Origin of the sequence: Streptomyces sp. NPDC127106 (assembly GCF_042677605.1) — a bacterium.
Taxonomy (GTDB): Bacteria; Actinomycetota; Actinomycetes; order Streptomycetales; family Streptomycetaceae; genus Streptomyces.
The window spans coordinates 1-12,222 of sequence record NZ_JBHXTC010000072.1 but is presented as its reverse complement, the minus strand read 5'-3'; the positions used below and the strand labels follow the sequence as shown (position 1 = coordinate 12,222).

The 12,222-nt window shown below is 71.7% G+C and carries 11 protein-coding genes; 5 read left to right on the top strand and 6 right to left on the bottom strand.

Annotation, left to right across the window (positions count from 1 at the left end; translation table 11 throughout):
* Positions 1-175: 175 nt before the first annotated feature.
* The 6 genes from ACFVGY_RS34090 to ACFVGY_RS34065 form a co-directional block, all read right to left on the bottom strand.
* Positions 176-571 (bottom strand): fic family toxin-antitoxin system, toxin component, encoded by a 396-nt coding sequence (locus ACFVGY_RS34090; RefSeq protein ID WP_385685243.1) that lies wholly within the window; start codon positions 569-571, stop codon positions 176-178.
* Entirely contained in the window at positions 568-867 is a 300-nt protein-coding gene (locus ACFVGY_RS34085) for a hypothetical protein (protein ID WP_385685240.1), read from the bottom strand. Before ACFVGY_RS34085 ends, ACFVGY_RS34090 begins: the two co-directional genes overlap by 4 nt.
* 273 nt (positions 868-1,140) lie before the next feature.
* Positions 1,141-2,355 (bottom strand): acyltransferase family protein, encoded by a 1,215-nt coding sequence (locus ACFVGY_RS34080; RefSeq protein ID WP_385685237.1) that lies wholly within the window; start codon positions 2,353-2,355, stop codon positions 1,141-1,143.
* Positions 2,356-2,498: 143 nt separating this feature from the next.
* Entirely contained in the window at positions 2,499-3,872 is a 1,374-nt protein-coding gene (locus ACFVGY_RS34075) for an aldehyde dehydrogenase family protein (protein WP_385685234.1), read from the bottom strand.
* Positions 3,872-4,975 carry a phenazine antibiotic biosynthesis protein gene (locus ACFVGY_RS34070; RefSeq protein ID WP_385685231.1) on the bottom strand — a complete coding sequence of 368 codons (1,104 nt, stop codon included), beginning with the start codon at positions 4,973-4,975 and terminating at the stop codon, positions 3,872-3,874. Before ACFVGY_RS34070 ends, ACFVGY_RS34075 begins: the two co-directional genes overlap by 1 nt.
* A 102-nt stretch (positions 4,976-5,077) precedes the next feature.
* A complete protein-coding gene (locus ACFVGY_RS34065) occupies positions 5,078-5,881 on the bottom strand; it encodes an arylamine N-acetyltransferase (RefSeq protein ID WP_385685229.1) in 804 nt (267 codons plus the stop codon).
* A gap of 233 nt (positions 5,882-6,114) precedes the next feature.
* Here ACFVGY_RS34065 and ACFVGY_RS34060 point away from each other — a divergent pair, with 233 nt between their 5' ends.
* From ACFVGY_RS34060 to ACFVGY_RS34040, 5 genes are all read left to right on the top strand, one after another.
* The gene (locus ACFVGY_RS34060; RefSeq protein ID WP_385685226.1) at positions 6,115-7,734 is read left to right on the top strand and encodes a carboxylesterase/lipase family protein; all 1,620 of its coding nucleotides are present in this window, start codon (positions 6,115-6,117) and stop codon (positions 7,732-7,734) included.
* 73 nt (positions 7,735-7,807) lie between these two features.
* Positions 7,808-9,040, top strand: a complete 1,233-nt coding sequence (locus ACFVGY_RS34055; RefSeq protein WP_385685224.1) for an MFS transporter — start codon at positions 7,808-7,810, stop codon at positions 9,038-9,040.
* 26 nt (positions 9,041-9,066) lie between these two features.
* Positions 9,067-10,458 carry an FAD-binding oxidoreductase gene (locus tag ACFVGY_RS34050; protein WP_385685221.1) on the top strand — a complete coding sequence of 464 codons (1,392 nt, stop codon included), beginning with the start codon at positions 9,067-9,069 and terminating at the stop codon, positions 10,456-10,458.
* 35 nt (positions 10,459-10,493) lie between these two features.
* On the top strand, positions 10,494-11,306 hold the full coding sequence (locus ACFVGY_RS34045; RefSeq protein WP_385685218.1) for an arylamine N-acetyltransferase: 813 nt from the start codon (positions 10,494-10,496) through the stop codon (positions 11,304-11,306).
* Positions 11,307-11,536: 230 nt separating this feature from the next.
* Positions 11,537-12,022 (top strand): hypothetical protein, encoded by a 486-nt coding sequence (locus ACFVGY_RS34040; RefSeq protein ID WP_385685215.1) that lies wholly within the window; start codon positions 11,537-11,539, stop codon positions 12,020-12,022.
* The last annotated feature ends 200 nt before the right edge of the window (positions 12,023-12,222 follow it).

Here is a 12,222-nt window from a genome sequence, read left to right as displayed (position 1 = left end):
CCCGCCCCCCGCCTCGCGAGCCCGCGCCCCCCCCCCCCCCCGCGGGGGGCCCCCCCCCCCCGCCCCCCCGCGGGGGGGGCGCGCGCCCCCCCCCGCCCCCGCCCCGGGACCGAACGGAGATCGGCTGGGCAATTCGTGCACGCCCGCGTCGAAGGCGCAACACCCGGTGGCGCCGTCAGCGCGTGTCGGGGGTCGACCAGGCGCGCAGCTGACGGGCCACCTGGAAGATCCCGGCCTGTCGGGATGCGGAGTCCCGTACCAAGGCGACGGCCTCCTTGGGCGGGTACTCGAGCGCGCGGCCGTTCAGGGCCAGGTACGCCTCGCAGGAGTGCCAGGCGAACGCGTCGTTGGAGTGTTCCAGGCACGGCATCCGGGCCAGCGTCTCCAGCAGGGCGGCCGCCTTCAGGTACAGGGAGCCGCAGACGTCCTGCTCCATGGCCCGGGCGTTCACGCGGGCGACGGCAGCGTACAGGGGGCCGAGGTCGTCGACCTGGGGATCGTGGGGGAGCAGTTCGGCGGCGTGCAGAAGGAACGACACGTCGACGGCGTGCTGTGGTCCTGGCTGGGTCACGCTGCGTGGTCCTGTCCGGTGGTCTCCAGGTCCGCATGTGCGGCAGCCTCTGCGGCCCGCTGCTCGGGGGTGGGGTCGAGCGCGCCGGCCTCGGCCGCGAACGCCTCGCCGCTGCGGGCCATGGATTCCTTGAATCCGGTCAGGAAGCGTGCCTCGACGGCGGTCGCCCGTTCGTATGCGGCGGAGAGTACGTACTCCTGCATGCTGACGCCGGCCTGTCTCGCGGCTGCCGCGATGGCCTCACGCTGCTTGGGATCACGGAACCGCAGGTTCATCGCCTTGGAGGAATCGGCCATGGTATCTACGGTACCCGCGGTACCACCGTTGGCCGCAAGGGTCGGACGGGCTTCTTGGGACAGGTCGCTCGTGAGGCCTGCCCGGGGTGCGGCGCGACGGCGCCCTTCGGGTTCGGCGGGACCCGAAGGGCGGCGGCGAGGCGGGCGGCCGGTCCTGAATTCCGGCCGGGGCGGCGTGGGGCTCCGGTGGGGCGGGGTGGGCTCCGGTGGGGCGGCGTGGTGGCCGGTGGGGCGGAGCCTGCCGGTGGGGCGGCGGGGTCGTGCGGGGTGTCGTCAGACGGTTTCGGCGACCTTGCGGTCCTCCGACCCGGTGGAGCCGCCGGCGGCGGCCGCGGCTGCGGCGGCGGCCTTGGCGGCCTTGGCCTTGCGGGAGGTGGAGAAGCGGCGGGTGAGGGGCGCCTCCACCCAGGCGTACAGGGCCCAGGACAACAGCACGCTGACGACGGCCTGCGCGGCGATCAGGGCGATGCCGACCGGGGTGGAGAACAGCTCCTCGCCCAGCAGCTTCCTGGAGTAGGCCAGGACGATGTAGTGGACCAGGTAGAAGGCGAAGGAGATCTCGCCGAGCCAGACCATGAACCGGCCGTTGAACGGCGTCGGCTTGCTCTCGGCGTCGCGCATGGCGAAGGCGGCGATCATCAGGACGATCGGGATGAGGGTGACGGCGCGCTGGGCGTAGAGGTGCTCCACGTTCAGGGCGAGCGCGTAGCTGGCGGCGAGCAGGACGGCCGACGCGGTCATGCCGATGTTGCGCCAGCGGCCGGTCATCACGGCGCGGGCGACCAGGATGCCGAGCGCGAAGTCGAGCAGGCGCACGGGCGGCAGGACGTACGCGAACCAGTACTGCACGGTGGAGGTGCCGTCGGCGCCGGGCATCTGCATGCCGCCGCCGGGTATCACCGCGTAGGTCAGCGTCGGGGTGAGGAAGACGGCGACCATGACGCCCGCGATCCAGTACTTCAGCTTCGCCGGGTCGATCTTCCTGATGAACAGGATGAGCAGCGGGAAGGCGAGGTAGAAGATCGCCTCGGCGCCGAGGGACCAGCTGGGCGGGTCCACGCTGAAGTTGGTCGCGAAGTCGGGCACCCACACTTGGAGCATGAACAGGTTGACCACGGCCTGCCAGGGCTCGGTCATGACCGCCGCGAACGTGACGAGGGCGAGCGCCCAGGTGACCACGTAGTTCGGGTAGATCTTGACGAAGCGGCGGCGCCAGAACGCGCGGAAGGTGTCCTTCTCGCGGGCCGACCAGGTCAGGACGAAGCCGCTGAGCACGAAGAAGAACGTCACGCCGAGGGCGCCGGCCTGCGAGACGTACTTGGCGAACTGGTCGTTCGCGGTGTCGCTTTCGAAGAGCCGGATCCACGGCACTCCGAGGGAGGCGTGGTAGAGGAAGACCAGGAGGGCCGCGGGGAAGCGGAGACCGGTCAGCGAGTCGAGTCTGGGCAGCCTCACAGGTCTGGAACCCTCCGTTCCATTCATGGTCATGACAACTAGCTCCTTCTCGGGAGGTGGGTGGCGCGGGCGGAGTGCGCGAGTCCGGGCCACCGCAGGCCCTTGGTGCGTGGACGCCCTGCTGCGCGGGCGCACGGGCACGGCGGCCCGGACTCACGGGTGCTTCACGGGCTGTCTCAGTCGCGGATGACGGTCTTGGTCCGCATCAGGAACTCGCCGAGGTAGCTGTCGTGCGGAACGCCCGGGCGGATCCAGTACGTCGGGTGGTCGCCCAGGTAGAGGTTGCTGATGGTGGGCTCCTGGAGCAGCTCGTCGATGAGCTCCTCGTCCTGCGTGAACGCGGTCAGCACCAGCGAGTTGCGCAGCGGGCCGATCCCGTCCGCGGGCGTCCACGGGGCCACCCACACGCAGGGGAAGGGCAGTTCGATGCCGGCCTGGTCGGCGTCCGGCCGGTCGAGCTGGTGCACCGCGGGGCGCAGCACGGCGCTGCCGTCGCCGAGCTCCTCCACGATGCCGTCACCGCCGAGGTGCGCGGTGGTCCCCGCGGCCCGGGCGAGCAGGAACTTCTCCAGCTTGCGGGCGCCCTCCACCGGCTGCACCGCCAGGACCGCCTTCTCGTCCTCCGGCGGCAGGCTCGGGATCTCCGCCAGCCGCTCGGCGATGGCCTGCGCGAGCGGCGCCGGGTCCCCGTCGATCAGCACGGTGGTGGCGTTGATGCAGGCCACGCCGCCCTGGTGGCTGATGGAGTCCATGATGACGTCGAGGTGGTCGCGCCAGTCGACGCCGGCCGGGACCAGCATCTTCGAGCGGCCCGGGCCCTGCGGCAGCACCCGGGTGCCCGCGTACTTGCGGACGACCTCGTCACCGCCGTACACCAGCCCGTAGTCGGCGCTGCGCAGGATCTCGTCCGCCGCCTCGTAGTCCGTGGGCAGCAACACGACCTGGTCGTTGCCGAAGCCCGCGGCCCGCAGGGCGGAGATCAGGCGGTGCGGGGTGAACGGTTCGCGCCGCGAGGGGCGTACGGCCACCCGGTAGCCCATCGCGAGGGCCTCGACCCACAGCGAGTGCGGGCCGGGGTGGTTGCCGGCGGCGTGCACCGCGAAGACGTCGCCCTTGCGGGTCCACACGGCGCTGCCGCGCCGGGTCTCCTCGGCCCGCCAGTCGTCCACGGCACCGGTCGGCCGGGCCTGGTAGGCGGCGACCGGCGCCACCTCGGTGGCCTCGATGATGGCGGCGGTCGCCGCCTGCACGACGCCGATCGGGACCCCGGAGACGCGTGCGACGGTGCGCTCGTACTCGGCGAACGTGAGGCCGTCGATGGTCTCCTCGGCGAAGATGCGCCCCGCCCGGGCCAGCGCGGCGGTCCGCTCGGCGGCCGGCATCGTGCGGGCCTTGCGCAGGGCGTCCATCGCGCGGGTCACGAACAGCTTGGGCACCAGGCTGAGTTCGGCGACCGGAGCACCCGTCACGTCGGTGACGGTCATGCGCTTGCGCGCGCGGAAGGGTCCGGCGGGCCCGAGCGCGTCCAGCGTGATCAGGCCGGCGTTCATTAATAGACCCCTTCGATGACGGTCTCGTTGTCGAACTCCTGAACGGGGGCGATGTCCGCGACGGAGTCGCCGATCTGCCAGACGCCCTCGGGGGCCGGCACGCGGGTCGCGTAGTCGCGCTCCAGGTTGTTCGGCATGAACAGGCTCTTGCTGATGTGGTGCATGACGACCTGGCCGCGCTCGCCGTACGCGACGGTCCCGCGGGTCTCGGGGTCGACGACGTCGAAGACCATGTGCGGGGCGAACGGGTCGTAGACGCACGGGTCGTCGTCGGTCAGGCCGGGGCGCTCGCTGGCGTTGCCGAGGATCATCGTCGAGCCGTAGCCGCTGTACAGGTGGGCCTTCGGGAAGACCTCGGTGCGGTACAGGTACCGGGTGTCGGCGTCCATCTGGGTGCCGACCCAGTTGATCGCATTGACCTTGTCGTCGATGAGCTTGGCCAGGTCGGGGCGGCGCGCGAGGCGCTCCAGCACCGGCGGGGTGCACATCAGGACGCCGATGTCCTGGGTCTGGAGCAGGAACGCCACCTGGTCGACGATGTGCTCGGCGTAGGCGCCGGCCTCGGCGGTCTTGCCGTCGGCGATGAGCTTCTTCACCCAGCGCGGGTCGAGGTCGACGGTGAAGGCGAGACCACCGCGGAAGGCGGTCTGCCGCTTGATCACGTCACCGACCATGTGCGGGCCGGTCGGGGCGACGACCAGCCAGTTCACGTCCTGCGGGACGCCGTGGCGGTCGAGCTGGCCGCTGCTCCAGGCGAGCAGGCGGTCCAGCCACTCCTTGAGCAGGACGATGCGCTTGGGGGCGCCGGTGGTGCCGCCGCTCTCGTAGACGCCGACGACGTCGGGCCGCTCGCCGTAGCCGCGGGGTATGAGGTCCTCGGCCCGCACGTCGCGCAGCTCGTTCGCGAGGTTGGGGAACCTCTTCAGGTCGTCGAACCCGCCGATGTCGGTCAGCGGGTCGAACCCGAGAGTTCCTGCGCGTTCCAGCCAGAACGGCGCACCCGTTTCCGGGGAGAAATGCCACCGCAGGGCGGCGCGCAGGAATTCGTCGGGGTCCGGCTGGGTGTCGAGTGGAAATTCCAGCAGGGGGTCAACGGTGGACACAATGCTCCTTCCGGGTACGGAGTAACGCCGCACTCTTCGCATCGTGCGCCGGTCCGCGGGAGCCGGTCCACGCAATTCGGCCGAGTCCGTCAACTGCCCGTGTCAGGTCAGCCGGATCCCCGGGACCCGGTTCGCGCCGTCGCCTTCGGGAAGCTCGTCGATTTCCATCCGGAAGTGGGTGCGGTACGCCGCGAGAAGGGCTTCGTCCGTGTCGAGCTTCTCGATCGTGCGCTCGCCGCCCTCGATCCTGACCAGGCGCTTGTCCTTCAGCGTGACCCGGCCGCCGTCGGCCAGCGGCAGGGAGCAGAACAGCTCCTGCAGGAACGGCGAGTCCGGGCTGGTCCGCCACCACCACAGGGTCGGCCCGAAGTCGGCGGGACGGCACGGCCGGTCGTCGACCCGGTAGAGCGGCCTGCCGTCGAGGGACACGTCGAACCCGCCGGCCTCCGCCGGCGCGACGAGGTAGCCGCCGTGCGGGTCCTTCTGCAGGCCGGAATCGTGCAGGCGCAGGGGGTGGCGGCTGTTGCGGCCGAAGCCGGCGTCCACCAGCCAGGGCTCGCCGTCCAGGGTCACGCGCAGCGCCAGGTGGCACATGGCCGGGCCCAGCCCGTCCGGCCGGTACACCCGGCCCGGGAGGATCTCCACGGTGTATCCGAGGGAGGCCAGGAGCACGCCGAAGGCGGAGTTGACCTCGTAGCAGCCGCCGCCGCGACGCTGCCGCACGATCTTGTCGATGGCCTGCTCGCCGAGGTGGATCTCCCGGCCGAGGTGGTAGTCGATGTTTTCGAACGGAACCGACAGGACGTGCCGTTCCTGAAGGTGGGCGAGGCCCTCCAGATCGGCTTTTCCGGGCCTCTTCGCGCCTATCCGATCGAGATATCCGGCCACTTCTGCGTCGTCCAGCATCGCATTCTCCTTGACCATTCGAACCGGGCAGCGTACGCCGAATGAAAATACACGGCCACCCCGAGCCGTCCCGTCGATCTGACGGACAACGCAGCACCTGACAGAGTGCCCCACCGCTTGTTGCCGCCCTCTCGCGCGTTTACCAGCATCGGATGGTCCAGAGTCATCCGACGCGGCATTTGATGAGTCGGTGTGACTGCCCGCCCGCCGATGACGATGGAGAACTCACGGCCATGGCACCTTCCGCCGCCCACAGCCCTGCACCGGAGACCGGGGACGTGCTGGCCCGCACCACCGCCGGCCTGGTCGCCGGCGAGCGCGCCGGACGGCTTTCCGTCTTCCGGGGCGTCCCGTACGCCCAGCCGCCGGTCGGGGAGCTGCGCTTCGCCTCGCCGCGCCCGCCCGCCCCCTGGAGCGGGGTCCGCGACGCGACCGCCTTCGCACCCGAATCGCTCCAGCCGATCATCCCCGGCAGCTCCGAGGACTCCCTGTACGCCAATGTCTGGACGCCGGGCACCGGCGCCGACGGGGCCCGGCCGGTCCTGGTCTACATCCACGGCGGCGGCTGGATGGTCGGCGGCGGCAGCCTGCCCGTCTACGACGGCGCGCGCCTCGCCGACCGCGGCGACCTGGTCGTCGTCACCTTCAACTACCGTCTCGCCGCACTCGGGTTCGGCCTCCACGAGGACTTCACCGACCCGGAGACCGGCGGCTTCGCCAACTGGGGCCTGCAGGACCAGGCGGCGCTGCTGCGCTGGGTGCACGCCAACGCGGCCGCGTTCGGCGGCGACCCCGGCAACATCACCGTCGCCGGCACCTCGGCCGGCGGTTCGAGCACCTGGCAGCTGGCCCTCCTGCCCGAACTGCGCGGCATCATCCGCCGGATCGTCCCGATCAGCACCTGCCACGTGTGGGACCCGTCCACCTCGCTGACCCCTGCCGACGCCCGCCGGGCCTACGAGTTGCTCGCGGGCCGGTTCGGCACGACGGTGCCGGGGCTGCGCGAGGTCCCCGCCACCGACCTCATGTACGCCTGGGAGGAGCTGTTCGGCGGGCTGCCCGGCGACCGCGGGATCGGCAGCGGCCGCGAGTTCCGCGGCCCCGTCGTCGACGGCCGCTGGATGAGCGCCTTCGACTGGGAGCTGCCCACCCCCGAGGTGCCGGTGATGGCGATCCACACCCGCACCGAGGGCTCCTTCTACACCGGGCCCTGCCCGCCGCAGCCGACCCCGACCCCGCCGCCCGCCGACGCGGCCGAACTGCGCGAGGCCGTGCGCGGCGTGCTGGACAAGGGCGCGGCCAAGGTGACCGACGAGCTGGTGGACGCCTGCATCGCCGCGTACCGGGAGGCCGCCGAGGCCGAGGGGCTCCCGCAGGACCCGCTGTCGCTGTGGACGGAGGTCTGGGGCGACGCGCTGTTCCGCTACCAGATCGTGCGGCTGTCCGAGCGGCACGCCCGGCACGGGAAGTCCCCGCAGTACGTGATGGAGTTCGCCCATCCCGTGCGCGCCCCGCACCACGGCACCCCGCACGAGGCGACCTCGCCGTTCCTGTTCGGCACGTACGCCGACACCGCCGCGATCTCCGCGACCTACCCGGTACCGGAGACGACTCCCCTGTTCCACGACGGGCCCGCCGAGCGCACCGTGTCCGAGACCTTCATGGACCTGGTCGCCGCCTTCGCCCGCGACGGCGTGCCCGCCGGGCCCGGTCTGCCCGAGTGGCCGGTCTTCGACCCCGGCACGCCGAGCACGCTGGTCCTCGGCGGTGAGCGGATCACCGAGGTGACCGGCACGTCGAAGGCCCGGCAGCTGCGGTTCTGGGACGAGTCCGGCTGGGTCCCGCGCACCTGACCTGCCCGCGGCCGCCCTGACGCCTCCCCGCAGGGCGACCCCCGCCCCCGGTTACACGAATGAGGTTCTTTCCATGGCAACACTCGAAACACCCGCCGACACCGCGGACACCGCGGACACCGGTGCGCCGCCGCAGGCCGCGGAGCGCACCTCGGCCAAGAGCTGGCTCGCCGTCGTCTCCGTCGCGGTCGGCATCTTCACCCTGGTCACCGCCGAGCAGCTGCCGATCGGCCTGCTCACCTCGGTCGGCTCCGCCCTGAGCGTCTCCGAGGGCACCGCCGGCCTGATGGTGACCGTGCCCGGCCTGGTCGCAGCACTGTCCGCACCGCTGATCCCGGTGGTCGTCGGGCGGATGGACCGCCGCTTCCTGCTGGTCGGGCTGATGACGGTGATGGCCGCGGCCAACCTGATCACCGTTCTCGCGCCGAACTTCGGGGTGCTGCTGGCCTCCCGCGTGCTCGTCGGCATCACCATCGGCGGCTTCTGGGCCATCGCGGGCGGCCTCGCCTTCCGCCTGGTCCAGCCCGCCGCGGTGCCCCGGGCCACCGCGCTCATCTTCGGCGGTGTCGCCGCCGCCAACGTCCTCGGCGTCCCCATCGGCACCCTGATCGGCGGCCTCGCCGGCTGGCGCACCGCGTTCGCCACGCTCGGCGTGCTCGCCTTCGCCGTCCTCGTCGCCCTGCTGGTGCTGCTGCCGAAGCTGCCCGCCACCCAGCCCGTCAGCGTGCGCGAGCTGATCGGCCAGTTCGGCAACCGGGGCGTGCGCGCCGGCATCATCGCCACCGCCCTGATCGTCACCGGCCACCTGGCCGCTTACACCTACGTCAGCCCCATGCTCCAGCAGGTCTCCGGCATCGACGAGGACCTGATCAGCGTCCTGCTGCTGGGCTTCGGCATCGCCGGCATCGTCGGCAACTTCGTCGCCGGTGCGGCCGTCGCGAAGAACCTGGGCCGCACCATGACGGTGATCATCGTGGCGCTGGCCGCCGCGATGCTGCTGTTCCCGCTGCTCGGCGAGAGCCAGGCCGGCGGCATCGCCCTGCTGGTCCTGTGGGGCCTGGCCTTCGGCGGCGTCTCCGTCAGCCTGCAGACCTGGATGCTGAAGTACGCGCCCGACGCGATGGAGGCGGCCTCCGCGCTGTGGGTGTCGGTCTTCAACCTGTCCATCGCCCTCGGCGCCCTCGTCGGCGGCCTCGTCGTCGACAACGTGCAGCTGACCACCGTCGCCTGGATCGGCGGCGCCGTGGTCCTGCTGACCGCCCTCACCCTCCCGAGCCTGCGCGCCCCCGCCAAGGCAGCGCAGTGAGCCACCCGTTACAGGAAGGAACCTCCGTGTCCGCCACCGACCTGTCCGCACTCGGCGCCGAGCTGCGCGGGCCGCTCCTGCTGCCCGGCACCGACGCGTACAAGGAGGAGACGCTCGGCTTCAACCGGATCCTGCCGGAGAACCGGCCCGCCGCCGTGGTCCTCGCCGACGGCACCGCCGACATCATCGCCGCCGTGCGCTTCGCCGCCCGGGCCGGCCTCGCCGTCGCGGTCCAGGCGACCGGCCACGGCACGTCGCTGCCCGCCGACGGCGCGATCCTGATCAACACCCGCAACCTGACCGGCGTACGCGTCGACCCGCGCGCCCGCACCGCCCGCATCGAGCCCGGCACCCAGTGGCACCGCGTCATCGAGGAGGCCGCGGCCTTCGGTCTGGCCCCCCTCAACGGCGCCTCGCCGGGCGTCGGCGTGGTCTCGTACACGCTCGGCGGCGGCCTCGGCCCGCTGGGCCGCTCCTACGGGTTCTCCGCCGACCACGTCAAGAACATCGACCTGGTCACCGCCGACGGCGAGCTGCGCTACGTCTCCCCCGAGGACCACCCCGACCTGTTCTGGGCGCTGCGGGGCGGCAAGGGCAACTTCGGCGTGGTCACCTCCATCGAGATCGGCCTCTTCCCGGTCCCGCGGCTCTACGGCGGCGGCCTCTTCCTGCCCGGCGAGCACATCGAGCAGATCCTGCCGACGTGGCGGGACTGGACGCGGACCCTCCCGGACGCGATGCAGTCCTCGATCGCCGTGATGCGCTTCCCGGACATCGACGTGCTGCCGGAGCCGGTCCGCGGGCGCTTCCTCGCGCACATCCGGATCGCGTTCAACGGCTCGAACGAGGAGGGCGAGGAGCTCGTCCGCCCGCTGCGGGAGATCGTCGAGCCCGTGCTCGACACCGTCGCGGACATGCCCTACACCCGGGTCGCCGAGATCAACATGGACCCGACCGTCCCCGCCGTGTACTACGAGCGCTCCACGCGCATCCGCGAGCTGGACGACGCCGCCATCGCCACCCTGGTCCCGCTGATCAAGGAGGGCGCGGACGCGGTCCGCCCCGGCGTCGAGCTGCGCCACCTCGGCGGCGCGCTCGGCCGGCAGCCCGAGCACCCGAACGCGCTGCCGCACCGCGACACCGCCTACACCCTGTTCGCGGGCGCGCCGGTGTGGCCCGAACACATCCAGGACGTACGGGAGTTCCAGGAGCGACTGATGGACACGATGGAGCCGTGGCGCATCGGTGGCCCCTTCCTCAGCTTCATCAGCGCCCTGGAGTCCTCCCCCGAGCACCTGCGCTCGGCGTACGACGCGCAGACCTACGCCCGGCTCGTGGCCGTCAAGGACGCCTACGACCCGCAGAACGTGTTCCGGGTGAACCACAACATCCCGCCGACCGGCCGACGTTCGCGATGACGGCGAGCGCCGGGAACGAGGAGAGAAGAGGCGACATGCTCAGCGAAGCGATGGTGGACGCGTACCTGGAGCGCATCGGCGCGCGCCGGCCGGAGCAGGCCGACATCCACGCGCTGCGGCACCTCCAGGAGCGGCACGTGCTGTCGGTGCCGTTCGAGAACATCGACTACCACGTGGAGGGCGCCGAGCTGAGCCTGGAGCGCGACTTCCTCTACGAGAAGATCGTCACCCGGCGGCGCGGCGGCGGCTGCTACGAGCTGAACCCGGCCTTCGGACACCTGCTGGAGGCGCTCGGCTTCCCGGTGGAGATCCTCCCCGGTGCGGTCTTCCTCGGCGGCGAGTTCGGCGCCCCGCTGTGCCACCTGGCGCTGCGGGTCCACGTCGACGGCCAGGACTGGCTGGTCGACGTGGGCTTCGGCAAGGGCAGCCGGTTCCCGCTGCCCATCGGCACGGACGAGGTGCAGAAGGACCCGCACGGCGACTTCCGCGTGCTGCAACCCGAGGACGGCGGCCTCCACGTCGAACTGGACGGGCACGTCCAGTACCGGCTCGACGAGCGGCCGGTACGGATCGCGGACTTCTACCCGACCCTGTGGTGGTACCGCACGGCACCGGACTCGGTGTTCCTGCACAACCTCATCGCCTGCCAGCAGCAGGAGGACGGCCGCGTCACCGTCAACGGCCGCGAGCTGACCCGCACCACCGCGGACGGCAAGGAGACGGTCCTGCTGGCCGACGACGCCGCGCTGCGGGCCGCGTACGAGGAGCACTTCGGCATCGTGGTCGACACCATGCCGAAGCAGCCAAACGTCGACCCGGCGGTCCGCATCATCATGCAGATCGACTGACCCTTTTCCTCCGCGCGTCCGGCCCCTGGGCCGCATCCCGTGTTCCGGGTGCGGCACAGGGGCCTTTTTGCTGGCCCGATACGGCGGCCTGGAATTCAACCTGACGTATCGGCAGCTGGCCCATACCGCACAGGAATTCGGCGGGCCATCATGGGAATTGAAGCCGCCGCGTTCACCCGCCGGCCCGCGTAGCAAAAACCCCCGTTCCGAATCCATTGGGAGAAACCGACATGCGCAAGAGCACCCGTATCAAGGCCGCGGCATTCGCGGGTATCGCCGTGCTGGCCACCGCGACGGCCGTCACGGGCTCGGCGAACGCCGCCGTCGAGGGCGGCAGCGGCTGCCTGACCCTGCCGGGCAGCTGGCGGGTCGTGGACGACAACACCAAGGAGACCTTCCTCGGCAGCTACCACGGCAGCGCCACCGCCACGGCCGGCACCGTCAACTTCTCCTCGCCGAACAACACCACGACCGCTTCGCACGGCGAGTGGAAGCTGACCGGCTGCGGCACCTACTCGGACACCGACACCGCGCTGCTCATCGGCACCGACGGCAAGGCCAACTCCACCATCACCTTCAAGGCCAACGTCACCGTCACCAGCCGCACCACCGCCAACTTCGACTTCGCCTTCCAGATCCACCAGCTGGACGGCACCTTCGTCACCGGCGGCTCCTCCACCGGCAAGGGCTACCGCATCAACGTCCAGCCCCGCTGATCCACCGCTCCGCCCCGCCACATCACCCTTCCCCTCCTGTGGCGCCCGTACGGGCCCGGCCGTCCCCCCGCCGGGCCCGTACGGCTTTTCCGGCGCGCCCGCGCACGACGACCGAGCCCCACGGCGACGCCCCACGGCGACGCCCCACGGCGACGCCCCCACGACGAAGCGGGGCCCGCGGCGCGCACACCGGCCGGGTG